Origin of the sequence: Rhodanobacter sp. K2T2, from assembly GCF_013408815.1 — a bacterium.
In the GTDB taxonomy this organism is placed as follows: domain Bacteria; phylum Pseudomonadota; class Gammaproteobacteria; order Xanthomonadales; family Rhodanobacteraceae; genus Rhodanobacter.
Genome location: NZ_JACCCA010000008.1, coordinates 37,558 through 62,546, shown reverse-complemented (window position 1 = coordinate 62,546; position 24,989 = coordinate 37,558). Strand labels below are relative to the sequence as shown.

Here is a 24,989-nt window from a genome sequence, read left to right as displayed (position 1 = left end):
ATTTTTCGACGGTCCGATCAAGCCCTTTGGTTCGCACTTCATACCGCGCCATCGAATCCCTAAAAATTAATTATCAGGAATATTTTTAATATCACTCTCTCCATATTATTTAGAAAATTTATTTATATGATTATTCTATTTTATATGGCCGAGAATGCAGCCTGCCATTCACTAGGCGCCATTCGGGCTCCAGCCTGGTGAGGATTTTATATCGATCTAAACGTATTAAATTGCGAATCGGCAAGTTATTGCTGGAGGCGGCGCAATAGGTGAGCGCGCCTGCTTGAAATATCCGTCGCCGGCCGCGGCACGGACATCATTTAATTTACTGTTTTTATTCAATAAATTTTCTGAAAATAGCGGATGCCTGGTCTCTCCCTCGTGCGTAACAATCAGCGTTCGAACCGCTCCTTTGCAGCGAAAACGATTACATCCTATAGCCATTTCAAACGCCCCGGAGATTTTGTGATTGCAATCACTGGATACTTCAAAAAATCCTATTGACGGTACTTGAGCATTCACCCTAACGTCGAGTAGTTCGCCAATGGGGATTTTGGCAAACGGTCTTGTCACGACGTCATCGTGCATTTTGGCGTCGCCCTGTCAAAACGTTCGTACTGAATCTTATTAGGGATATATAAAAAGCTTACGCAACGCCGACGAGATCGCAGGGCAATCCAAGAAAGTCACCGGTGCCGCGTCTGTCCGCGGCGCTCCATTACATGAGGTCTTCGCGCCCCGTGCGGGTTCGTTTTGCCTCAAAAACTTCGGGAGTTCCAATGCAAAGCCATTTCCGTCTCAAACTGCTCGTTGCGTCCATCGCCCTGGCGGCCACTGCGTCTGTGTATGCCACCCCCGCAAGCAATGTCAGTAGCGCTTTCGTTGCGCTGCCCACGCAGAACGTCAATACATTGCGTAACGGCGACGTATCCACCGGCCCGCTGGCTTTCTCGCAGCCGCTGCATGTCGTGGTCTCGCTCAAGCTGCGCAACAAGGCAGACCTGGATAGCTTCGTGGCCAAAGCCGAACAGCCGGGTACACCGGTGGCCCAGCGCACCATGACCCCGGAGCAGTTTGCCGCACAGTATTCGCCGACCCAGGCGCAGGCACAGGCTGTCGCCGACTACCTGACCAAGGCCGGCTACACAAACGTCACCATCGCGCCGAACCGCCTGCTGGTGGAAGGTGATGCCACCTCCGACACGGTGCGCGCAACCTTCAATACCAACTTCGAGAGCGTGCATACCCACGACGGCCGCAACGCCTATCACAACACCAGCCCCGTCATGATTCCCGCCGCCCTGCAGGACACCGTGCAAGCCGTTCTCGGTCTGGACAACGTGCATCTCTCGCACATATTCGCGGTCAGGGCGCATGCGGATACGGCGCATCCGCTCGCCACGGGAACTGCGGTGGGCCATAACCCGCTCGACTTCCCGAAAATCTACGGCGCCAGCAGCCTCGCTACGGCGTCGACCGTGACGGTGGGCAACGTCGTGTCGGGTCAGATGAGCGACGTGCTGAGCGACATCAAGTCGTTCGAGAGCACCAACGGCCTGCCTTCTTTGGTTCCGTCCATTGAGGGTACCGGCAACACCGGCAGCGTCTCGGCCAGCGGCGACGGGGAGTGGGATCTGGATACCCAGGACATCCTCGCGATGACCGGCGGCGTGAAGAGCCTGATCCTGTACGACGCAGCCAGCCTTTCCGACGCGGCGCTCACCACCGACTACAACCTGGCCGTCACCGACAACAAGGCGGTGGTGATCAACGTCTCGCTGGGCGAATGCGAAACCGATGCCAAGTCGGCGGGTACCACCACAACGGAAGACACGATCTTCGAACAGGCCGTGGCGCAGGGCCAGACCTTCTCGGTGTCCGCCGGCGATTCCGGCGCCGACGAATGCGGCACGGGCGGCGTAACGCCGAGCTGGCCCGCCAGCTCGCAATATGTCATATCCGCGGGCGGCACCGAGCTGTATACCTCGGGCACCACCACGTGGGGCAGCGAGACCGTCTGGAACAACCTCAGCTCCAGTGAAGGTGCAACCGGCGGCAGCCCCAGCACCTTCGAGCCGATTCCCAGCTGGCAGGTCGGCGTGGGTCAGAACGGTACGTCCAAATACCGTGGTGTGCCCGATATCGCGTTCGACGCCAGCCCGGTCTCCGGCGCGCTGGTTATCGTGGACGGCCAGGCCAACCAGCAGATTGGCGGCACCAGCCTGGCCTCGCCGCTGTTCGTCGGCGCATGGGCGCGTATCCAGGCCGCCAACGGTGGCGCACTGGGCTTCGCCGCTCCATTGATCTACAAGGCGGCCGCGGCCAACTATGCGACCGACTTCCACGACATCACCTCCGGCAACAACAGCGGTGAGACGGCGGCCGTGGGCTGGGATTACACCACCGGCTTCGGCAGCCTGATCGTCAGCGCACTGGCTGGCAACATCAGCAGCACGGGCGGCGGTGGCGGCACCGGCGGTACCCCGACAGCCAACTTCAGCGACACCACCAGCGGTCTGACCGCGACGTTCACCGATTCGTCTACCGACTCCGGCGGCACCATCAGCACGCACGCATGGACCTTCGGCGACGGCAGCACCTCGACCGCCACTAGCCCGAGCCACACCTATGCCGCTGCGGGCACGTACAGCGTGACCGAGACGGTGACGGACAGCGTCAGCGGCAAGACCAGCGCGAAGACGGCATCGGTCACGGTCAGCAGCAGCGGCGGCGGCACGCCGACGCAGTTGCTCGTCAACACCGGTTTCGAAACTGGAAAGGCGACACCGTGGACGTTGTCCTCTGGCGTGCTCTGCTCCAGCAGCAGCTGCGGCAGCAGCGAAAGCCCGCACGCCGGGACCTACTTCGCGTGGTTTGACGGCTACGGCGCGTCGCATACCGATACGGCCTCGCAGTCGGTAGCGATTCCGAGCGGCAAGACCACGGCGACGCTGCAGTATTACCTGCATATCGACTCGACCAAGACCACGGCGGCCGATACATTCACCGTGCAGGTGCTGAACTCGTCCGGTACGGTGCTGAAAACCCTGTCGACCTTCACCAGCCTCAACACCAACACCGGTTATGCGGTGGAGACGGCCAATCTGTCCGCATATATCGGCCAGACGGTCACCATCAAGTTCACCGGCAAGGAGACTTCGTCCTCCGGCAATACCGACTTCACGCTCGATGACGTGACCTTGACGGTGCAGTAAGCGAAGTAAACCGGACAGTTGCCTTCATTGGCCGCTGTCTCGGCGAACCAACGAAAGAGCCCGACCGCAAGGCCGGGCTCTTTTTTGTTGCGCGACGTGCAGTGGACAGCGGCAAGCGCCGAGTCAGCGATAGTCCTTCACGATTTCCAACAGAGGCGCCAGATGGGCCTCGAAATGCTTCCATCGCGCCACGGACGATCGATAGATCGGCTTGCGTACCTGGGCGACGCTGGCCGTTCGTACGACCCGCTGGTTCTGATGGAAGGCCAGGCATCGCTCGTCCCAGGGCAGGCCCAGATAAGCAAGCAGGCGCCGCGCCTGCCCCTCGGTATCCGTAACCATGTCTTCGTAGCGAACATCCAGCACCGTGCCCAGCGGCAGCACCCGCTGCCAGTGCCGCATCATCTGGATGTAGCGTACGTAATAGCGGCCTACCGTCTCCAGACGGTAGGCAAAATCCAGATTGTTGCCCGCGAACAGGCGCGAGTAGCACGAGAAGCACGAATCCATCGGATCGCGCATGGCGTGGATGATTCGGGCCTGCGGCAGCATCAGATGAATCATGCCGATGTGCAGAAAATTCGCCGGCATCTTGTCGGTGATGCGCTCGGCCTGCGGCGTATGTCGCCAAACGCGATCGATGTAGATCTCACCCAGGCGACGCAGTTCGTCGGCGGAAAGGTTGACGATGATGTCCGGATAGGAGGCCTTGCGCTCACCCAAACTTTTTTCAACCAAATGGACCACGTTGTCCAGATCGGTCAACTCACCGGCACCATACACGCCAGGATACGTGGAAAGAATCTGTTCGATCAGCGATGTACCCGAACGCGGCATGCCCACGATAAAGATCGGCGCCTTGTCTGCGTGAGTCGGTTTTGCGCGGTTAGCAAAGAACGCCTCGCTAAAGACCGATTGCAGCCGCTGCACCAACGCCACCTCACGCGCCTCGTCGTGCGGAAACAGCTCATGCTGACAGCGATTTCCCTGCGCATAGGCGGCAAACGCATCGTCGTACCGGCCGACGTCCTCGCGCATCTTGCCCAGCGCAAACCAGTAGCTGCTCTGCCCCGTTTTCGGCAGCGACGGGACTTGGTGCAGCTGGCCTTCGAATAAAGCGAGATGAGGATCGTCGATGGCGTAGGTTTTGAGCGGCGAGAGGTTGCAATGCGACTGCACGAAATCCGGCCGAGTCTCGATCGCCGCCTCGAAACATTCGCGAGCCTCGTCCAGACGCCCCTGCCGCTTGAGACACAGGCCCAGATTGTTGAGCGCCTTCACATGACGGGGCGCGATCTTCAACGCACGCCGATAGCTCTGCTCCGCGTCGAGCTGCCTGTTCTGATCGCGCAGAATGTTGCCAAGATTGAAGTGCGTCTCGGCATACCCGTCGTCGAGCACCAGCGCCTGGCGATAGCTCGATTCCGCATCGGCCAGACGGCCCTGGGCACCTAAGACGTTGCCCAGATTTATGAGCGCCTCGACGTAGTTCGGATCGATCGCCAGCGCGCGTCGATAGCGGGCCTCCGCCTCGGACAGTCGGCCTTCACTGCGATAGACGATGCCTAGGCTATGGTGCGACAGGGCATCGTCCGGACGCGCCGCTAAAACCTGCTGAAAATGCGCGATGGCATCGACGTGCCTTCCCGCTGCGATCAACACATGACCAAGCCGCGCATGCGCATCGATAAAGCCCGGTCGAATCGCCAGCGCGTGACGATAGCTGTCGATCGCATCACTCCATTCGCCCTGTGCCTCCAGCGCACTGCCCAGATTGAAATGCGCTTCGAAATAATCCGGCCGGATGGCTAGGGCGCGACGATAACTGTCGGCGGCTTGAGCTGGGTCGTCCAGTAACATCAACCCGTTGCCAAGGTTGTGATGCGCGCTCGCATCGTGCGGCAGAAGCGATGCCGCCTGTCGCTCGGCGACCACCGCATCGGCGATTCGGCCCTGCGACTTCAGCGATGTCCCAAGCGCTTTCCATGCAAAGCCATGGGTGGGGAAACGCGCGATGAGTTGTCGCGCCAGCGACTGCGCTTGCGCATGTTGCTGCTTACCCACCAGTTGGGTAAGTCTCTCGATGTCCTGACGGCTGGGCGAAACGTCGGCCGCCGGCGGGGAGTCCGAGGAAGGGTGCGCTCGATCAGGCATGCCTCATTGTCCGGCATGGTTGATCCAAAAAGTAAGTGGCGACGCTCACCTCATGCGAAGTGTCGAACAGACATGATGCCAGTCTGGCCGTTCATCGAAGTCACGCCCGGCAGCTGGCGACAGCCATTGTCGGTCGGGCCGTTGTATCGTATCGATTCATTGAGAGTGGATAGCTGCTATGACTCGTCTACCTATTTTTTCCGTTGCCCTGCTGGCTGCCATCAGCGTCGGCGCGATGGCACAGAGCGCCTCGACCGTGCCATCCGATCAAGCCAGTCTGCAAGCGCTGGCCAGCGCGCCCAGTGAAACCGAACTTCGGGCCACGATCACCAAGCTGGTCAGTTTCGGTACACGCCATACCATGTCCGATACCACGTCGAAGACACGCGGCATCGGCGCGGCAAGGCAGTGGGTGAAAGCGCGTTTCGAAGCCATCTCTCGCGATTGCGGCGGCTGCATCGAGGTAGTGACGCCGTCGCAGACTTTCACCGGCAAGCGCCTGCCCACGCCGACCGAAGTGATGGACATCGTGGCGATCAAGCGCGGCACGGGCGATCCGAATCGCGTGATCGTGATGACCGGCCATCTCGATTCGCGCGTCACCGATGTGATGAACAGCAAGAGCGATGCGCCCGGCGCCAACGACGATGCCTCCGGCGTCGCCGCCTTGATCGAGGCATCGCGCCTGCTGTCGAAACGGGACAATCGGGCCACCCTGGTTTTCGCCGCGCTATCCGGCGAAGAGCAAGGCCTCTACGGCGGTAAGGTGCTGGCCGATTACGCGGTGGCGCAAGGCTGGCAGGTCGAAACCGATCTCAACAACGACATCGTCGGCAACAGCCGCGGCCAGAACGGCGCCATCGACAACACCTCTGTGCGCGTGTTCTCCGAAGGCACCAAGAGCAACGAAACCGCGGCGCAGGCCACGGCCCGCAGCTACCACGGCGGCGAGGTCGACTCGCCCTCGCGCAATATGGCGCGCTACATGGCCAGCCTTGCCGACACCTACCTGCCCGACCTGCGCGTGCATATGATTTATCGCACCGACCGCTACGGCCGCGGCGGGGATCAGGTGCCGTTTCTCCAGGCCGGCTTTCCCGCCGTGCGCGTGACGGAATCCCACGAGGACTATACCCACCAGCATCAGGATCTGCGTACCGGCACCTCGGACGAGGATCGCGGCGTTCGCTACGGCGACACCATCGCCGGTGTGGACTTCCACTATCTCGCTCGCGTCACCGCGCTCAATACGCTGACGATGGCGTCGCTGAGCCGTGCGCCGGCACCACCGACCGGCGTCACCATCGAAGGCGCGCTGGCCACGGACACGACCGTGAAGTGGAACAAGGTCGCCGGCGCTGCCGACTATCGCGTGCACTGGCGCGATACCACCGCGGCGCAATGGCAGCATCAGCAAAGTATCGGCGACGTGGGCAGCGCCGTGCTGAAGGATGTGGTGATCGACGACTGGTTCTTCGGCGTCTCGTCGGTATCGGCCGACGGTTACGAAAGTCCGGTCGTGTTCCCCGGCGACCCGGGCAGCTTCACGCGGTCGCCCGCGCCTGCCAGCAGCAGTTCGGCGCCTGGCCACTGAGTGGCTCTGGTCAATAAGAAAGGCGCCCCTCGGCGCCTTTCTTATAGCCAAAGCGAACCGATCAACCGCCGCTGGAAGTAGCGGGTGCGGGCGCGGACGAATCGTCCGTCGCCTTCTTCATATGATGATGCTTTTTCGCCGGGGCCGGGGCGCTGCTGGCATCCGCTGGGGCCGAGCCGTCGGATGACGCGCTGTCCGACGACGCGCTGTCCGAGCTGCCGCCTTCACCGCGGGTGTAGACGATTTTCTTGTCGCCTTCGCAGGTGCCAACGACCTTGGCGTCCGCACCGGCGCTGTCGCTGGACACGACATCGAGCTTGTAGTCGCTGACGCCCTTGGCCTTGATCTTCGCATCGATGCTCGACTTCACGTCGTCGCAGGACGCGTGAGCCATGACAGGCAGGGCGAGAAACAGCAGGGCCATCAATCCAAAACGCTTGTTCATGGGTCTTCTCCTTGTGGGGTTGAAACTCAGTACAGCAACACAACGATAAATGAAACGCCTGCCACGATGAAATTGGAGTGCAGGCTTTATTATCCCAACCCAAGGTGACGGCCGATCATCGGCTTGCGCACGTTGTTTGTCACGTGGCACCCAAATCAGGTACCACGGGGTTTTGCGCGATGCGTCGGTACCGCCGTCCACGGGTCGTCCGGCCACGGATGCCGGGGATAACGGCCCTTCAATTCCCTTTTCACCTCGGGATAGGTGCGCTCCCAGAAGCCTTTCAGATCCTGCGTGACCTGGATCGGCCGACCCGCTGGCGACAGCAGGTGCAGCGTGACAGGAATCCGCCCGCCGCCGATGCGCGGCGTATCGGCCAGACCGAACAGCTCCTGCAATTTGACCGCGAGCACCGGCGGCTCGTCTGGCGCGTAGTCGAGGCGGCGCTGTTGGCCGCTGGGCACGACAAGACTCTCGGGCGCCTGCAAGTCGAGCATGCGGCGTTGCTCGTAATCGAACAGTGCAGCCAGCGCCTGCGCCAGTTCATCCGCGCCCAACGCATCGAGCGACCGTTTGCCGCTGAGATAGGGTGCCAGCCAGCGGTCGACGGAATCGAGCAGGGCCATATCGGATACGTCCGGTAGCCCGAGCTCGGGCATCCACGCGCGCAATGCCTGCATGCGGGCGCGCAGCCGCTTGGCGTGCTCGCCCCAAGGCAACGAGGCGATGCCCTTGGCGCGTACGACGGCGAGCAGCGCGGGCAGCGCATCTTCCGGCCGCACCGGCACGCTGCGGCGCTCCAGCACGATGGCGCCGAAGCGGTGTTCGTCAAACGCTTCGACGAGCGCACGCGGCTCGTTCCAGCGCAGCGTGCGCTCGCGCACGAACTGCGCCGGATAGTCGCGCTCCAACACAGCCGGGTCGAACGGTGTGGCGACCAGGATCAAACTATCGCGTGTCTCGTGCCGCAGATCCAGAACCACCAGCCACGGCTCGCCATGCAGCGCGGTATTTTCGTGCAGGCGCGCACCGCGACCGTTGGCCAGGGTGTAGCGCAGGGGATTGGACTCGTCGCGGCGCGCCACGCGATCGGGAAACGCATGCAGCAGAAGATCGCCGACGGCGTGACTGTCTGGTACGCCGCTGGCCGGCGTTCGGACGTCCAGACGTCTTCGCCAGCCCTTGCCGATCTGCTCGATCGCCGCCAGCGCGCCGACATCGACGTCCATGGATGGACTAGTGCCGCGAGCACAGGACGTGCGAGAGCGGCCGACGTCCATGGATGGACCAGCGCCGCGCGACGGGCCGCCGCGCCGATCGCGCCATGCGTGCAACGCCGCGACGCGCACGCGGAAGTCGTCGCCACGGGCCTGCGCGCCGCGCATGGGCGAACGCGCCTCCATCAGCGCCAGAAGATCGCAGATCAGCGGCCGCAAAACCGCCGGCGCGCGCAACGCAGCCGCCGCCAGTCGGGGGCTGGCGCCCAGCTCCAGCATGGCGCGACCCAGCGCCGTGATGCGCATGGCGTCATCCAGTGCGCCGAGACCGATCAGCAACGCGCGCGCCTGCGCCAACGCGCCGCTGGGCGGCGCATCCAGCCACGGCAGCGTGTCGGTATTGCTGGTCGTCACGCCCCAGGCCGCCAGTTCCAGCGCAAGTCCTGACAGCTCGGCATGGCTGATTTCCGCACGCCGCGCCGATTCCAGCCGCTTGCTCTGCGGCCACAGGCGATACGCCGTACCGGGCGCGACGCGACCTGCACGGCCCGCGCGCTGATCGGCCGAAGCCTGCGAAATAGTCACGATCTCCAACCGCGTGAAACCGGAATTCGGATCGAAGCGCGGTTCGCGCGCCAGCCCCGCGTCGATCACCGCACGAATGCCCGGCAGGGTGATGCTGGACTCCGCCACATTGGTCGCCAGCACTACACGCCTCATACCAGCTGGCCGCATGCCGGATTCTGCCGGCGCCAACGCAGCCTGCTGTTCGACCTGCGACAGCTCGCCGTGCAGCGCCAGCACTTCGACGTTGTCCTGCGTTACGGTCTGGGCCAGCGCGTTTCTCGCGCGAGCGATCTCGCGCTGGCCCGGCAGAAAGGCGAGCACGTCGCCCTCGTTTTGTTCCAGGGCCTGGCGCGCGACGCGCGCGAGATGATGTTCGATCGTCTCCTGCGCGCGCGCCGGCGGATGCTCGATACGCACAGGAAAACTGCGGCCGGGACTGCTGACGCGCGGCGCATCCAGCCATTGCGCCATGCGTTCGCCGTCCAGCGTGGCGGACATCACGATCAGCCGCAGGTCCGGACGCAGCGTGGCCTGCACGTCGAGCGCCAACGCAGCGCCCAAGTCACCGGCGAGATGGCGCTCGTGGAATTCGTCGAAGATGATCGCACCGATGCCGGCCAGCTCTGGATCGCGCTGGATCAATCGCGTGAGAATGCCCTCGGTAACCACTTCGATGCGCGTCGTGGCGCTGACCTTCGACTCGAAGCGGATGCGGTAACCGACGGTCTGTCCCACGACTTCGCCGAGCTGCTGCGCCATGAACTGCGCGGCGGCGCGGGCCGCGAGACGACGCGGCTCCAGCACGATGATTTTGTCGCCCGCCAGCCACGCCGCGTCGAGCAGCGCCAACGGCACCTGGGTGGTTTTGCCCGCGCCGGGCGGCGCCTCGAGTACCAGTCGCGGATGGTCCGCCAGCGACGCGCCGATCTGCGCCAGCAGTGGCGTGATCGGAAACAGGAGGCTCGGGGAGTCTGGTGACATCGCATTCATCGCTGCGGATGATAACGGCTGGCGACAGGCATTCCCGGATCGATGCACGGCGAACCCTCCGTGGTTCGCCGATCGACAGTTGTGATTCCGCTACGGCGAGCTCGATGCGGCCATACACGCGTTTTCCTGCTTGCGCGCCGCGTCGACGTTGCCCAGTCGGTTGTTGTGCTGGCGCGCCTGCACGATCACCTGCCAGTTGCGCGCGCAAAGCGATCCGCGATGCGTACCCTGCCGCCACGACTGCATAGCCAGATCCTGCGCGTTCGCAAAGTCGGCCTGGCGCAGTGCATCTTCCGCATGCTGCTGCAGTTGCTCGGGCCAGCTTGCAGCAGCGTTCGATGATGTCGGCAGCGGCGTGACTACGGCCGGCCTGTTGCCTGACGAAACGCCCGCCTGCAGGGCGGTTTCAAGCGCTAGATTCATCGGCGATGTGCTGTTGCTGGCATGGTTGTTCGATGTGTGCAATGGTTCGAGCGATTCGAACTTGCTCTGGTAATCGTCGGTGATCTGCTTGGCATCTTCGCTGCCGCGGATGACTTTCGGCGTGATCAGTACTATCAACTCTGTACGATCGCGATTGCGATTGGTGGTACCGAACAGGCGTCCCAACACGGGAATGTCGCTGAGAAATGGAACTCCGGTATCGGCTTTACTTTCATCTTGCGTGATCAGACCACCGAGAAGTACGGTCTGTCCGCTCTGCACCGCGACCTGAGTCGCCACATCGCGTTGGGCGATGGTGGGATTGCCCTGCGAATTCGTCGTTGTCGACGCCGTACTCACCTGTTGGTGAACGTTGAGATAGACCAGGCCACCCGGATTCACACGCGGCTGCACGTCCAGAATAACGCCGGTTGGAATGTAAGTTACGGAACTTGCCGTGGTATCGGTGCTTGCGGTTCCGCCCAGGCCAATCAGCGAAGTCTGGTTGATCGGTATCTGGTTGCCGACCTGGATATGCGCCGGCTGGTTGTTCATGACCACCATCGACGGCGCCGACAGCGTCTTGGTATTGCTGCTGGTTTCCATCGCGCTGATCGCGACCTGGGTATTGCTGTTGATGAAGGAGTAGAACAGCGTATCGCCGCTGGTCGGTACCGTACCGCCGCCGCCCACGCCGATATTGCGATGGCGATACGACTGGCCGGGAGTGATCGAGCCGTTGGAGTTCGTGGTGGCGCCGGTCAGCCCATCGAGGTAGTACTGCACGCCGAAGGCGAACTGGTTGACGAGGGTCACCTCGAGAATGCGCGTCTCGATCTGCACCTGCAGCGGCACGTTGTCGAGTTTTTTGATCGCCGCCTGCATTTCTTTCCACTGCGCCGGCCGTGCGCGGACCAGCAGCTGATTGTTGCTGTCGACCGAGCCGATGTGGACACTGCCGTCGGATGAGCTGTACTGCTCGTCCGACGACGCACCGCCGTTGCTGCCATTTGCCATGCTGCTTCCGCTGGCACCACCGAGTCCGCCAACGCCGGAAGTCGAGCCGCCCAGGCCGCCGCTGCTGCCACCGATACCCGAAGTGAGTCCACCGGTGCTGCCGCTCAGACCGCCACTCAAGCCGGTGCTGCCGCTCGAACTGCCCAAGCCGCCGATGCCGGTGGAGCCGGACGCAGACGAACCGAAGCTGCCGGCCGTGCTGCCCAGGCTTTGCGAGCTGCTGTTGTTGCCGCTACCCAGGGTGCCGGCGGTCTGGCCCGGGCCGACCTTGCCGTTGGCATCGCTGGGGCTGCCGTTGCCCGCACCGTTGGTGTAGATCTGCGCCAGATATTTCGCCAGATCCGAGGCTTTCATATTGCGTACGTCGTATACGAACAACTGCGGCTCGTTGCCGCCGCCGGCGTCGATCTGGGCGATCCAGTCGCCGACTTCCTGCAGATACTGCGGCTGCGTACTGATCACCACCATCGCGTTGGTGCGTTCGATCGGAATGAAACGCAGCATGCCGGCCAGCGGCGTGCTGCCGTGCTCGCCGAACAGCCCGTCCAGTTGTGGCATCAGCTCGGTTACCGTGGCGTGCTGCAGACTGAACACGCCGATCGACGTACCGCGCAACCAGTCGACGTCGAAGGTTTTCACCATCCTGGAATAATTGGCCAGTTCCTCCGGCGTACCGGACATCACGATCAGATTGCGCGACGGGTCGGCCAGCAACACCGCGTCCTGCCGGGCGAAGGGCTTGACCAGCTTCTGCATTTCGGTGGCGGAGATATAGCGCAGCGGAAACAACCGCGATTGCAGGCCGCCGGTCGGTGCGCTGGCGCCCAGGCTAGGCACCATGTTGCCAGCGACGGCATCCTTTTCCGGGAGTACCACATAACCGCCGGCGCGCTTGATCAGCGCGTTGTGCGTCCAGGACAGCAGAGTTTCCAGAATCGGCAGCGCCTGGCTGCTGTCCACCGGCTCGGATGTGGAGAACGAGATGTTGCCCTGCACGCCCGGCACGATGGTGTAGTTCTGCTTGAGCAGGTCGCCGAGGATCGCCTTGACCACGGCCTGCACGGGCTGGTTTTCGAAGTTGAACGTCACCGCACCGTCGCCGGTAGCCGCCGCGCGCGGCGTAGCCAGCGCAGTGGGATGGATGAAGTCGCCGCTGCCCTTGCTGATATCCGACTTTGGCGCGGCACCGCTGCCGACGTCATTGAGGCCGTTGGTCAACGGCAACGGCGCGGGCACCGGATTCTGCGTGCCGGCCATCGCCTCGCGCTGCAGCGCACTGTCATCGCGCACCGGTGCGTTGGCGCAACCGACCAGCGACACGGCCACCGCGATGGCGCCGACGCGCAGAATTTGCTGAGAGAGCTTGCGAAGCATGAATCACCTACTCGTTAGTGGGAAGCCGCGTTTTGGGCACGGCGTCTCTGATTTGCCTGTCTGATTCGATCGATCAACGGTGACTCGGTGGGTGCATTAGCCGGCGGGTTGCCGTAGGGACGCGGCGGCGCAATGGTCATCACTGAACCGGCCGGCACCTGTGCACCGTTGGCATTCGCATCGCCGTTCGCCAGCGCGGGTGCAGCTCCCTTTGGCTCGTCGATCGGTGCGCCAGCGGGCAGCTTCAATTCGGTTCGACCGCCGGATGCGTCGAACAATGCCGAGCGTGGGCGAACCTCGACCAGCTTCACGCTGCCATCGGGCAGCGCCTCGCCTTCGCGCAGGCGAATCTGGCGGTCGCCGTTCTTGTCGTGCAACAGGGCCATGCGCAGACCGGACGTGAGAATGATGCCGGTGAGCGACAGATCGCCCAGCGACGTACCGCCGTCGGCGACGCGAGCGATCGGCTTGCGGTCCGGCGTGAACAGGGGCTTTTGCCAGACCAGCGCAAAACTCTCCAGCGGCAGCGGCGTCGGTAGATGGGTCGCGTCGGTGGATGGCGGCAGCGCGACAGGCGGTCGCGCCTCGTCCCAGTGCACCTTGCGGCCGAGTCCGCTCATCAGAGCCACCAGCGCGATGCCCAGCACCACCACGATGCCGGCAAGCACCGGCGTAAGGCGGCGTTGGCTGGCAGCGTTCATGAGCGGTCTCCCTGACCGCCGCCGGCAGCCGCATTGCCCGCCGGCGGCGCAGCGGACGGGGTTGCGCGCGCGGGGCGCACATAGCCCGATAACGTGAACTGCACCTCCAGCGGTGCCGCCTGATTCTGCTGCGTGGCGACCGGGTTGCGGTAGATGCTCAGATCGTCGATGAATACGTACGGCGTGCCCTGTTCAAGCGCCTGCAGCACCTGCGCCAGCGATTCGATATCGCAGCTGAGGTTGATGCTGACGGCAGCCTTGCGATACGGCTCGCCCGGCGTTGTCGGCGGATTGGGAATAGGCACTTTCTGACTGACCGTGCAGCTGCCGCTCTGGGTATGACTGCCGACCACGTCGACCACGCGCTGCATGAGATCGGCCGCGGCGGTATTGGGGTCGTCCTCGGCCAGAAACGCGCTGCTCGCCGCCTGCCCTGCACCGAGTGCAGCAATGCGTTGCTGCAGCGCCGGCTTCTCGGCGATCGCCGCGGCAAAGCGGCTCTGCGTATCGCGCAGATCGACCATGTCGCTGCGGATCTGCCGCAGCGGCGCCACGAACCACCAATGCAGCAGCACGAAGTAACCTATCACCAGGGCAAGCAGCAGCAGGCCGATCGCCGCCAAGCGACTGTCGCGCGGGCTCAGAGTCGGTTTTTTCATGGCACACCTCCGCCGCCGGCCGTCGACGATTTCCCTTTACCGGCGGGCGGCTGGCGCAGCTGCGCGGTGAGGTAGAAACGCTCCTTGCCGGTGGCGGGGTCGGGCTGAATGCTGCCCTGGAAACTCGCGTCGGTAATCAGCTTGGAATCCTTCAGCGCGTCGAGCAGCTTGGCGGCCTGCACGCTCTGTCCCTGCAGGCCGACCTGACCGGAGTTATCCACGCTGAAACGCTCCAGCCAGGCCGTGTCCGGCAGACGGGCGGTGATGTCCTGCATCAGGCTCAACATGCTGACGGCCTTCATTTTGCGCCGGGCCAGAAAGCCGGCGGCGCCCGCGTTGTCCTGCAGCTGCTGACGCAAGGAGGAAACCTGCTGTGCCTCGCTGCGCATACTTTCGACGGTGTCCTGCATGCTCGCCAGCGCGGTCTGCCGGTTGTGCAGATACGTCGCCAGCGACGCCAGCAGCAGCAGCAGGCAACATGCTGCCAGCGCGAGGTTCAGGCGCAGACGTGGCCGCACGCGGTGCGGCGTGCGTTCCGGCGGCAGCAGGTTGATGCCGAGGCGATCATGCCCCGCGACGACGTCCACCGCATCGATCGATATGGCCAGCGCGAGCAGGCGCTCCAGCAGCGGATCGAGCGCGCCGCGCGTTACCGCGACGAGTTCGGCATTGACGCGTCCGGCGGCGGCGGCAGCCTGCGGCAGTTCGCGCACGGCGTAGTAAACCTGCGCTGCACTGAAGGGCGTCTGCCGATCGATCTCGAATCCCATCACCTGTTGCAGGTTGTCGCGCGCGGCCAGCGGCAGCGCCAGCGTGCGGCGCAGGACAGCGGCGGCAGGCAGCAGCAGAGCCAGCCGCAGATCTTCGCGATCGACATGCTTCAGCGCGCTGGTCAACGCCGCTTGCTGGATCAGGCTGTCATCGCTGTCGCTCCAGCGCGTCATCGCCAGACTGTTGCCGGCGTGGCGCAGCGACCACTGGTTGCCTTCGTGCTCGAGCAGATACCAGTCGTCGCCACCGCCGAACAGACGCTGCCAGCTCGCTGGCAGCAGTGCGCGCAACTCGCCGCCCCACCAGCGAAAAAAGTCCGGCAACGGCGAACCACGCCACGCGCGGCGCATGCGATCCAATAGTGGCCGCAGCGACTGCGAAGCCTTGCTCATTCTCCGTCCCCCTCTTGCCAGCGCAGCACCGCGTACGGCTGTGCGCCTGCTTGATTGCCCTGCTGCAAACGCATCGTCGCCCTCAGCACGGCGCGCGTGCCGTCGGCCAGCGTCGCTTCCGACCGGATACTATGCGTTACTCCGTTGTTGAGAACCATACTGGGATCAGTCGCGCTCCTGTTGCGGGACGCATACACGATCGCTTCCTGCTCCGGCGTCATGCCGGGAATGGCAGCCAGCGCCAGCGGTGGCGCGGTATTCGGATCGGGCGCGGCATTGCCGGACCAGATCGTGATATCGGGCTCGATCGTGCGATACAGCGCCGGCGTCATGCCGAGCACCATCTGCAGTTCCTCGATGCTGACGAATGGACCGTTGCGCGGGCCATAGTCGCGACCGGCGGCCGTGTATTGCGCGCGACGCTTGTCCAGATCGCTGGAGATCAGCGGCGCGCTGCGCCAATCCGCCACGCTGGCGGCCAGCGATCTGGCGTCCGCCGCGGGCGTGCCTGCGGCCTGGAACAGCGCTTGCAGAACGTCGGGCGAAGCCGCGTTGAGATCCACCTTGCCGCTTTCGCCGATCGCCGACACCTTGACGTCGGCGTGATCGAACGCCAGCGAATAGATGCGTCCATCGCCGATCCAGCGATTCTTGTTGATCGGATCCTGCAAGCCGTAGAACGCGCGCATGATGCCGGCCTCGGCGGCATAGTGCGCCTGCGTCTGGGCGAACTGATAGCGCGTCTGCAAACCTTCGGTGCGCGCCAATGCCGCATAACCCCCGAGCAGAATCGCCAGCAGCGTGCATGCCCACAGCACCAGCAGCAGGGCGACGCCGCGCTGGCGCGAGCGTGCCGGCGAAAGCGGCGCGCGCTGCCGCTTCATCGCGCGATCCCGTTCAACGGCTGCAGGCCGCTGGGCGTACCGCTAGCCAGCGGATTGACCCGCAGAGGGATTTCCATCAGCGGCCAGGCGTAATTGCCGCTCGGCTGCAGCTGAATGCGCACCAGCAGCGGCAGCAAACGGCCGTCCGGCCATGCAGTCGACCATGGCACCGGTTTGCCCTGTGCATCGACACCACGATAGGTGAAGCCGCCGCTCTTGATGTGATCGAGCAAGACCTGCGGATCGCCCAGCGCCTTCGGCGGCGAGCCGTCCGGCGGCAGTACGGCCAAGGTAAGCACCAGGCTCGCATCGCCGTGGCCATCGTCGATCAGCTTGAGGCTTTCCAGCTGCGGGCCGAGCTTGCCGAGATAGCCGGGCATCGGCGCGACGAACAGCATCTCGTGCGCGTCGCCCTGAAAATAAATGTTTTCGCCGCTATCGTTCCTGCGGATCGGCTGGGCCATCGTCTGCGCCAGCTCGCGCTGCAGAAACTGCTGGGCCGAGCGGATCTGATCGATCCGCTCCACCGATGCCGTGCCCGAGCGCACGCTGTGCGTGGCCGTACGCAAACCGGAATACACGCCGACCAGCAGCAGCGACAGCAGCACCAGCGAGGCCAGCACCTCGAGCAGGGTGAAGCCGGCCATCGGCTTGATCGCAACCGCACTCATGGTGCCGGCCGTGTCATGTTGGCAGCGTCCTGCCCGGCCAGCCGCAGGGTTCGAAAATGCGCCGAACGCGGATGGCTGGTCGGGCCCCAGAGCACGTCCAGATCCAGCTGATACAAATGCAAGGGCGCTTCCGGCGGCGGGGTGCCGGCATCGGTCCACGGCGTCACCGCGAGCTGCCAGCGAAAGCGGTTGTTGAACTGACCCGCGCTGCTGCCGGTTTTTATCGGCGTACCGATGAAGGCGCTGTCGAGCAGGCCGCGCGCCCACAGCGAGGCCTCGCTGTAATCGGCCGCCTTCTGGGTAAGACTGATCGAACCACCGGCCACTTTCATCAAGGCGGCAAACGCAATGGCGAGCAGCATGATCGCGGCGATCACTTCGAGCAGGCTGAAGCCGGCCTGCGCCCGCTGCGGCAAGATCGACGACACGCGCTGCCCCGACGCCCGGCGAATCATCGCATCGCCACCGCGGTCGCCGTATCCACCACCCGCACTTCGCCGGTCAGCCACGAGACATCGATATGCCACTCGCGCTTGCCGCTGGCCAGGGTGATGCGCCCGCCGGTGGAGCTGCCGTCGGGGAAAAAGCGGATGCGGCCGGTATGATCGTTCGGCTGGTCGTCCTTGGCACTGGTCATGCTGAGCTTCAGTCCTTTGGGCAACGCGACGGGCTGCCGCTTGAGATTGAGATAGGTCTCGCTGCGCGTATCGACGTCGAAATTCTGCTGCGCGCCTTTGACGATGGCCTGCGCCCGCACGGCGCGCAGCGCGGCCGCCAACTCACTGCTGGCCGCGTTGATGCGCGCACTGGCCAGACCCTGCGTCACCGACACCGAAACCGCCGCTGCCGCAATGCCGATGAGCAGGATCACGGCCAGCATTTCGAGCAGGGTGAAGCCTTGGGCGCGCGGTGAGCGCGTGGGGAACAGGGAACGGGAAACGGGGAACACAGGCGCGGACAGACAACCTGCTTGGCACTGGCGTTCCCTGTTCCCCGTCCCCCGTTTCCTAAACATGCTCATTGCCAGTTACCGACATCCTGGCTGTAGCCGTCGCCGCCGGGCTTGCCGTCCTGCCCGTAGAAAATCAGATCGAAGTTGCCGTGCTGGCCCGGATACTGGTAACCGAACGGGTGGCCCCAAGGATCCTTCAGCTCGGACTCTTTCGCGTACGGACCCTGCCAGTTCGTCGCGTTCGCCGGCTTGGTCATCAGGTCGTCGAGCTGCTGCGGCGGCGAGCCGTTGTCGAGCGCGTAATTCTCGATTTTCTGGCTGAGCGTCATCAACTGCGCCTTGCCCGCGCCGTACTTGCCCTTGTCCACATTCTTGCCGACCTGGGTCACCACCACCGCACCGATGATGCCGATCAGCACGATCACCGCCAGCATTTCGAGCAGGGTGAAGCCTGAGACGCGCGATGCGCGCAGGGAACGAGGAACGCGGACGCGCGCAGCGCGAACGCCAAAGGCGGCCCGCAGGGTGAGCGGCGAAGCCGCGAGTAACGGGGAACGGGAGGTTGATCGCGGACTTTCGTCACGCGCTTCGAAAGGATTCACATTGCTGCGCAAGAGTTGATTTGGCAAAGCACTCTCATGTTCCCCGTTCCCCGTTCCCCGTTCCCGCTTCATCAAATAACCCATCGTCATCTCTCCGTTCAAAATCGTCATTGGATATTGCTGGTCAGACTCAGCAGCGGCAACAGGATCGCCGCCATGATGATCGCTACCATCACCGTCATCACGATGGTCAGCGCCGGTACCAGGGCAGCCAGCAGGCGATCGATCGCGCGCTTGGATTCGAGCTCGAAGGTGTCGGCGACTTTCAGCAGCATGGTGTCGAGCTGGCCGGCTTCTTCGCCGACCTGGACCATCTGCATCGCCAGCCGCGGAAACAGCTTCGACTGGCCGAGCGCGAGACTCAGACCGGAGCCACCTTTGACCTGCTCATGCGCCTGGATCAGCGCGGCGTCCAGCGCGCGATTGCTGGTGACTTGGCGCGCGATGGTCAGCGAACTCAGCAGCGGCACGCCATTTTTCAGCAGCGTGCCCAGCGTGCGGGCGATGCGTGCCGTTTCCACTTTCAACAGCAGCGGACCGACCAGCTTCATCGTCAATAGTTTTGTATTCCAGGCCAGCCGCGCCTCGGGATCGCGCAGGCGCGCGCGCCAGAAAAATGCGCCACCGCCGATCAGCAGCAGGATCAGCCACCACCAGGATTGCAGCGTATTGCCCAGTACCAGTACCGCCTGGGTGATCCACGGAATGGGTACCTGCATGTCGGCAAAAATCGGCACGAACTGCGGCACCACGTAGGCCAGCAGCAGGACCAGCGAACCGAGCACGCCCACCATCAGAAACGCCGGGTAGATAAGCGCGTTGACGATGCTGCCGCGCAACGCCTGCGCGCGCTCCAGATAGTCGGCCAGACGACGCAGGGTTTCTTCGAGCGAGCCGCCCGCCTCGCCCGCGCGCACCAGGCTGATGTACAGCTTGGGAAACACGCCGAGCTCCTCGTCCATCGACTGCGACAGCGTCGTGCCGCCGCGCACGCGGTCGCGCACGCGTTCGACCATCTTCTTGGCGTGCTCGCCCTCGGGCAGATCCAGCAGGATGCTCAGTGCGCGATCGAGCGGCTGGCCTGCGCTCAACAGGGTCGCCAGCTGATGGGTGAACTGGGCCAGCTGATCGCCGCTGAACGGCCCGCGCTTGAACAAGCCGGCCAGCCCGCTGCCGCCCGCGGCGCCGTCGGCCGGCTGCGCGGCCAGCAGAGTGTGGCCCTGATCCTGCAGGCGACCGATGACGTCCTCGACGCTGGCCGCCTCCATCTGGCCCTGCAGCATTTCGCCCGAATCGCTGACCGCCCTGTAGCTGAATTGCGCCACGTCAACCGTCCTGTGTGACGCGCATGACTTCTTCGAGGGTAGTCACGCCGGCCACGGCCTTGGCGATGCCGTCCTCGTACATGGTGCGCATGCCCTCGCTGCGCGCCTGGCGCTCGATCTCGCCGGCGTCGGCGCGCTGCATCACCAGCCGGCGCAGCGGATCGCTCATGGTGAGAAATTCCATGATCGCGCGACGGCCGCGATAGCCGGTCGGGTTGGCCGCGCTGGTGCCCGGCTTCCACAATCGGATCGGCCGCTCGTCGGTGTATTTTTCCAGTTCGAATTGTTCGATCACCTCGGGCAGCGCTTCGTAAGAAATCGCCGTTTCCGGATCGAGCCGGCGCACCAGCCGCTGGGCCAAGATGCCGTTGATAGTGGAGCCGAGCAGGTAATCCTCCACGCCCATGTCGAGCAGACGCGTGATGCCTCCCGCCGCGCTGTTGGTATGCAGAGTCGACAACACCAGATGGCCAGTGAGTGCGGACTGGATTGCGATGCGGCAGGTTTCCAGATCGCGCATTTCGCCGATCATGATGACGTCCGGATCCTGGCGCATGATCGAACGCAGCGCGCCGGAAAAATCCAGCCCGATCTGCGGCTTCACCTGGATCTGGTTGATGCCTTCGAGCTGGTACTCAACCGGGTCTTCGACCGTGATGATTTTCACGTCCGACGTGTTGATCTGCGACAGCGCCGTGTACAGCGTGGTGGTCTTGCCCGAGCCGGTCGGGCCGGTGACCAGCAGGATGCCGTGCGGACGCTGCAGCACGTCGACGAAGCGCTGCTGGAAGCTGTCGGTAAACCCCAGCGACGCGAAATCGAACACCACCGATTCGCGATCGAGGATACGCATGACCACCGACTCGCCGAAGCTGGTCGGCACGGTCGATACGCGCAGGTCGAGCTCCTTGCCCTGCACGCGCAGCTGGATGCGGCCGTCCTGCGGCAGGCGGCGTTCGGCGATATTGAGCCGCGCCATGATCTTGACGCGCGAGATCACCGCGGCGGTCGACGACGAGGGCGGCGCTTCCACCTCGTGCAGCACGCCGTCGATGCGATAACGCACCTTCAGGCGATTTTCGAACGGCTCGATATGCACGTCCGAAGCGCGCTGCTCGACCGCGCGCTGCAGGATCAGATTGACCAGCCGGATGACGGGCGCTTCGGAGGCAAGGTCGCGCAGATGCTCGACGTCGTCCTCTTCGGCGGCGCTGCCGTCGAGGTTTTCCACGATGGTGCCCATCGCCGAGCGGCCGGTGCCGTAATAACGTTCGATCAATCCGTCGATTTCCGAACGCAGGCCCACGCGCAGCGCCACCGGCCGGCCGGCCGCCAGGGTCACCGCCTGCAGCGGATACGGATCGGCCGGATCAGAGACGATCAAGGCCAAGCCGTCTTTTTCGTCCTGTACCGGCACCACGTGCTGCTGCTTCAAAAAGCGCAGGGAAATGTCCAGATCGGTCGGCGGCAGCTCGGGCGCGTCGCGCGCCGCCAGCAGCGGTACCTGCAGCAGCTCGGCCCAGGCCTCGGCCAGGTCGCGCTCGGAAACCAGACCAAGGCGCGCCATCAGTGTGGTCAGCGTGCCTTCGGCCGACTCTTCGTGCAGACGACGCGCGCGGCCCAGGTCGCTGTCCTTCAGGCGGCCACGCGCCACCAGCCACGCGCAAACTTCCGCTTCGCGATCGTCTGCCACCGTGCCGGCCCCGCTTACCGCCGGCTTGATGACTGCCGACATGATTCCACCCCGCTCAATGCCTGTGTGAGCCGTCAACGCTGGTTTGCGCAAACCACCCGCTCCGACGAAATGACCACCATAACTAGCACAACTTCGTTATCCAGATGTGGCCACCGATGAATGGACCGACGGCCGTCACACCCTGTTTCCTGCGATGGCGTCTGAACTACCCGCCGACACGCATCGCACGCAAAACACCCACCATTGTGACGTTTCCACTCGTCCAGCGGCGCATTCCTAGCTTAGGAAAATTTCCTGCATCCCCACCGTGGGGCAGCGGACTATCTGAATCTGACCCGAGTGCCGACGGTTAGTTCGAAAGGCCGACGGGAACTGCGGCTTTTGCCGGCACGCTCGATGAGCGTCGGGGTTGCGGAATACGATGGATGCTGGGGTCCGATGCCGCCCATACGAAAAACATATCGGCGACATTAGCCACTCTCACGCCATCGGTGATGCTTTGCGCGCATGCACAGCCTGTCGATAGCGCTGCCGCCGACAGCGCGCCGGTGCGCATCCTCGACATTTTTTGGCGAAAATCTTGCCCCATCAAGAGCTTGTTCAAAGGTCGAGGTCACTGCGACAACGGCATCGACACATCGAATGCCGCACCGCAGGGTGTCACCCCCAGCTTGTCGCTGCACGATATTCCACTACTGCGCCCGGGCAAGGTGCTCGAAGTCACTCCCGGCAGGGTCGTGACCCAGGACCCGGGCCACAGCAGGGCCGACCCGTATTTTCTGCGCGATACAACCTCGATCACGGCACGGATTTCGCCGCCAGTGTAGACGGCGTGCCGATGAACATGCCGACCGATGCCCACGGCCAGAGCCAACGGCATCGCCGTGCATCCGGGCGAACCGCGCGAGATGCGCCGGAGCCTGGATCCGAAGCTCCGCCCGACCGGCTTGTCGTCGTGTCAATGTCTGGGACAATGGCGCTTTGCTCAAAGCGGTTCAACCATGCAGTTGCTCGACATCGGCGTCAATCTCGGTCACGAATCGTTTCAGCCCGATCTCGACGCGGTGCTGCAGCGCGCGGCCGAGCACGGCGTGGGCCGGATGATCGTGACCGGCGCCTCGCGTGAGGGTAGCGCACATGCGCTGGCGCTGGCCAAGGCGCATCCCGGCCTGTTGTGGGCTACTGCAGGCGTGCATCCGCATCACGCGATCGACTACGACGATGCCACCGATGCGCTGCTGCGCGAACTGGCGCGCGATCCCTTCGTGCGCGCCGTCGGCGAAACCGGGCTGGACTACAACCGCAATTATTCGCCGCGCGAGGTGCAGCTGCAGGTATTCGAGCGGCAGCTGCAGATCGCCGTCGACCTGCAGCTGCCGCTGTTTCTGCACCAGCGCGACGCGCATCAGGATTTTCTTGCGCTGCTGCGGCGCTATCGCGACAAGGTGCCGGCCGCGGTGGTGCACTGCTTTACCGATACCGCTGAAGCGCTGCGCGATTATCTGGCGCTGGACTGCCATATCGGCATCACCGGCTGGATCTGCGACGAACGCCGCGGCGGCCATCTGCGCGAACTGGTGCGCGAGATTCCTGCCGATCGCCTGATGATCGAAACCGACGCGCCGTATCTGCTGCCGCGCACGATACGGCCACAGCCCAAACACCGGCGCAACGAGCCGATGTATCTGCGGCACATCTGCGAGGAGATCGCGCGCGATCGGGGAGAAACGACTGACGTCACCGCCGCCAACAGCACGGCGACGGCCGAGGCTTTTTTCCGGCTATCGTGATTGGTGATGGCGGCGCGGCGCCCGCGGGCTGCCTGGGTGTGACTGCTTACCGTGACAGCACGCGCGTCTCGCCCAGTCCCAGACCATCCAGCGCATGCTCGCCGATCTGCGCGCGTATCAGGCGCAACGTAGGAAAGCCCACCGCCGCCGTCATGCGTCGCACCTGCCGGTTGCGGCCCTCGCGTATGGATAGGCTGAGCCAGCTGGTCGGGAGGTGCTTGCGAAAGCGCACCGGCGGATCGCGGGGCCATAGCCAATCCGGCTCATCAACGCGCTTCACCTCGGCCGGAAGCGTCGGACCATCCTTCAACGACACGCCCGTCCTCAATGCGAGCAGCGCCATGTCGTCGATCTCGCCATCGACCTGGACCACATACGTTTTCGGCTGCTTGTGCCGCGGATCGGTGAGCCGATGCGCCAGCGCGCCATCGTCGGTCAGCAGCAGCAGACCCTCGCTGTCCTGATCGAGCCGTCCAGCCGCATAGACGTCTTTTTGTTTCACAAAATCGGCCAGCGTACGCCGGCCATTTTCGTCGGTGAATTGGCAGAGCACGCCGTACGGTTTGTTCAACGCGATCAACACGGCGCCACGCTGCCCTGCCGCTGACTCATCCGACGGTTCAGTGGGTCGAACTGGCGGCCGCCGGCATCACCGGCTTGATGAAGCGCAACGTCATGCGGTCGGATTCGCCGATCGCCTGATACTTGGCCTTGTCGGTATCGCCCAGCGCGTACGTCGGCGGCAACGTCCACACGCCTTTCGGATAATTCTTCGTGTCCTTCGGATTCGCATTGATCTCGCTGCTATCTTCCAGCACGAAACCGGCGTCGGTCGCCATCTTCACCACATACTTGGTCGGCAGGTAGCCGCTCTTCTTCACCGCGTCCAGCGCCGCGCCGTCGTCGGCGCGATGGTCGACCACGCCGAGCACGCCACCCGGCCTCAGTACGGCATAGAACGCCTTGAACATCGCCGGCGTGGTATCGGCCATGACCCAGTTGTGCACGTTGCGAAAGGTCAGCACCAGATCGGCCGAGCCGGGCGCGCCGAACACCGGCGCCTTGGGGTCGAACGCGACGAACTTCGCGTTGCCGTAGCGCATCAGGTCGGAGGCGAACTTGCGCTGCAGCGCATCCTGATCCTTGCGCGCCTCGTCGCTGCTGTCGGGCTTTTCCACGGCAGCCACGTAGTGCCCGTTATCGTGCAGCAGCGGCGCCAGAATCTCGCTGTACCAGCCGCCGCCGGGCGTGATTTCGATCACCGTCTGATCCGGGCGAATGCCGAAAAACTGCAGCGTCGCCTTGGGGTGGCGATAAACGTCGCGCGCGCGGTTGTTGGGCGAGCGCCAGTCGCCAGCCAGAGCGGCATCCAGCTGCTGGCCGGTGAAATCACTGGCACTGGTGGGAGGCACCAAGGCATCGGCCGGCTGATCCTGCACCGTCGAAGCCGGCGCAGCCTGCGCCATCGCCAATGTCGGCAAGCCGATGCAGGCGGCCAGCAAACATGCTGCAAGCGCGCGCGAACGATTCATTTCCATACTGCCTGCCCC

The 24,989-nt window shown here is 63.9% G+C and carries 20 protein-coding genes; 4 read left to right on the top strand and 16 right to left on the bottom strand.

From position 1 onward, the window contains the following. Window positions 1-779: 779 nt before the first annotated feature. On the top strand, window positions 780-3,215 hold the full coding sequence (locus HDE78_RS13815; RefSeq protein WP_179480468.1) for a protease pro-enzyme activation domain-containing protein: 2,436 nt from the start codon (window positions 780-782) through the stop codon (window positions 3,213-3,215). A 123-nt stretch (window positions 3,216-3,338) separates the two neighbouring features. Here HDE78_RS13815 and HDE78_RS13810 read toward each other — a convergent pair whose 3' ends face one another. Further along, window positions 3,339-5,369 carry a tetratricopeptide repeat-containing sulfotransferase family protein gene (locus tag HDE78_RS13810; protein ID WP_179480466.1) on the bottom strand — a complete coding sequence of 677 codons (2,031 nt, stop codon included), beginning with the start codon at window positions 5,367-5,369 and terminating at the stop codon, window positions 3,339-3,341. A gap of 178 nt (window positions 5,370-5,547) precedes the next feature. Between HDE78_RS13810 and HDE78_RS13805 the strand changes: the two genes are divergently transcribed. Next, window positions 5,548-6,963 (top strand): M28 family peptidase, encoded by a 1,416-nt coding sequence (locus tag HDE78_RS13805; protein ID WP_179480464.1) that lies wholly within the window; start codon window positions 5,548-5,550, stop codon window positions 6,961-6,963. Between the two features lie 61 nt (window positions 6,964-7,024). Here the strand turns inward: HDE78_RS13805 and HDE78_RS13800 are convergent, their stop codons facing one another. The 13 genes from HDE78_RS13800 to gspE all read right to left on the bottom strand — a co-directional run bounded on the left by HDE78_RS13800 (window position 7,025) and on the right by gspE (window position 21,688). Beyond that, the gene (locus HDE78_RS13800; protein ID WP_179480462.1) at window positions 7,025-7,408 is read right to left on the bottom strand and encodes a DUF1161 domain-containing protein; all 384 of its coding nucleotides are present in this window, start codon (window positions 7,406-7,408) and stop codon (window positions 7,025-7,027) included. A gap of 155 nt (window positions 7,409-7,563) precedes the next feature. Then, on the bottom strand, window positions 7,564-10,173 hold the full coding sequence (gene hrpB, locus HDE78_RS13795) for an ATP-dependent helicase HrpB (protein WP_179480460.1): 2,610 nt from the start codon (window positions 10,171-10,173) through the stop codon (window positions 7,564-7,566). 99 nt (window positions 10,174-10,272) lie between these two features. Further along, complete coding sequence (gene gspD / locus HDE78_RS13790; protein WP_179480458.1) at window positions 10,273-12,996, bottom strand: type II secretion system secretin GspD; 2,724 nt, start codon at window positions 12,994-12,996, stop codon at window positions 10,273-10,275. 14 nt (window positions 12,997-13,010) lie between these two features. Then, on the bottom strand, window positions 13,011-13,697 hold the full coding sequence (locus tag HDE78_RS13785; RefSeq protein ID WP_179480456.1) for a general secretion pathway protein GspN: 687 nt from the start codon (window positions 13,695-13,697) through the stop codon (window positions 13,011-13,013). Then, window positions 13,694-14,356: a type II secretion system protein GspM gene (gene gspM, locus HDE78_RS13780; protein WP_179480454.1), complete on the bottom strand. Its 663-nt coding sequence runs from the start codon at window positions 14,354-14,356 to the stop codon at window positions 13,694-13,696. The genes HDE78_RS13785 and gspM overlap by 4 nt, the downstream gene beginning before the upstream one ends. Further along, the gene (locus tag HDE78_RS13775) at window positions 14,353-15,519 is read right to left on the bottom strand and encodes a PilN domain-containing protein (RefSeq protein ID WP_179480453.1); all 1,167 of its coding nucleotides are present in this window, start codon (window positions 15,517-15,519) and stop codon (window positions 14,353-14,355) included. Before HDE78_RS13775 ends, gspM begins: the two co-directional genes overlap by 4 nt. Then, window positions 15,516-16,403: a type II secretion system protein GspK gene (locus HDE78_RS13770; protein WP_179480451.1), complete on the bottom strand. Its 888-nt coding sequence runs from the start codon at window positions 16,401-16,403 to the stop codon at window positions 15,516-15,518. The genes HDE78_RS13775 and HDE78_RS13770 overlap by 4 nt, the downstream gene beginning before the upstream one ends. Continuing rightward, entirely contained in the window at window positions 16,400-17,074 is a 675-nt protein-coding gene (locus tag HDE78_RS13765) for a prepilin-type N-terminal cleavage/methylation domain-containing protein (protein WP_218862371.1), read from the bottom strand. The genes HDE78_RS13770 and HDE78_RS13765 overlap by 4 nt, the downstream gene beginning before the upstream one ends. Beyond that, window positions 17,071-17,529, bottom strand: coding sequence for a prepilin-type N-terminal cleavage/methylation domain-containing protein (locus tag HDE78_RS13760; RefSeq protein WP_218862369.1), 459 nt, complete (start codon window positions 17,527-17,529; stop codon window positions 17,071-17,073). The genes HDE78_RS13765 and HDE78_RS13760 overlap by 4 nt, the downstream gene beginning before the upstream one ends. Beyond that, window positions 17,526-18,023, bottom strand: coding sequence for a GspH/FimT family pseudopilin (locus HDE78_RS13755; RefSeq protein WP_343205705.1), 498 nt, complete (start codon window positions 18,021-18,023; stop codon window positions 17,526-17,528). Before HDE78_RS13755 ends, HDE78_RS13760 begins: the two co-directional genes overlap by 4 nt. A 68-nt stretch (window positions 18,024-18,091) precedes the next feature. After that, window positions 18,092-18,499, bottom strand: coding sequence for a type II secretion system major pseudopilin GspG (gspG, locus tag HDE78_RS13750; protein ID WP_179480746.1), 408 nt, complete (start codon window positions 18,497-18,499; stop codon window positions 18,092-18,094). 236 nt (window positions 18,500-18,735) lie between these two features. After that, window positions 18,736-19,953 (bottom strand): type II secretion system inner membrane protein GspF, encoded by a 1,218-nt coding sequence (gene gspF / locus HDE78_RS13745; RefSeq protein ID WP_179480447.1) that lies wholly within the window; start codon window positions 19,951-19,953, stop codon window positions 18,736-18,738. Between the two features lies 1 nt (window position 19,954). Continuing rightward, window positions 19,955-21,688 (bottom strand): type II secretion system ATPase GspE, encoded by a 1,734-nt coding sequence (gene gspE / locus HDE78_RS13740; RefSeq protein ID WP_179480445.1) that lies wholly within the window; start codon window positions 21,686-21,688, stop codon window positions 19,955-19,957. Window positions 21,689-22,074: 386 nt separating this feature from the next. Here gspE and HDE78_RS13735 point away from each other — a divergent pair, with 386 nt between their 5' ends. Next, the gene (locus HDE78_RS13735; RefSeq protein ID WP_179480443.1) at window positions 22,075-22,476 is read left to right on the top strand and encodes a hypothetical protein; all 402 of its coding nucleotides are present in this window, start codon (window positions 22,075-22,077) and stop codon (window positions 22,474-22,476) included. Between the two features lie 174 nt (window positions 22,477-22,650). Further along, complete coding sequence (locus HDE78_RS13730) at window positions 22,651-23,439, top strand: TatD family hydrolase (RefSeq protein WP_179480441.1); 789 nt, start codon at window positions 22,651-22,653, stop codon at window positions 23,437-23,439. A 46-nt stretch (window positions 23,440-23,485) separates the two neighbouring features. Here the strand turns inward: HDE78_RS13730 and HDE78_RS13725 are convergent, their stop codons facing one another. Beyond that, on the bottom strand, window positions 23,486-24,022 hold the full coding sequence (locus tag HDE78_RS13725) for a pseudouridine synthase (RefSeq protein ID WP_179480439.1): 537 nt from the start codon (window positions 24,020-24,022) through the stop codon (window positions 23,486-23,488). 37 nt (window positions 24,023-24,059) lie between these two features. Further along, window positions 24,060-24,977, bottom strand: coding sequence for a methyltransferase (locus tag HDE78_RS13720; protein WP_218862368.1), 918 nt, complete (start codon window positions 24,975-24,977; stop codon window positions 24,060-24,062). Window positions 24,978-24,989 lie beyond the last annotated feature (12 nt).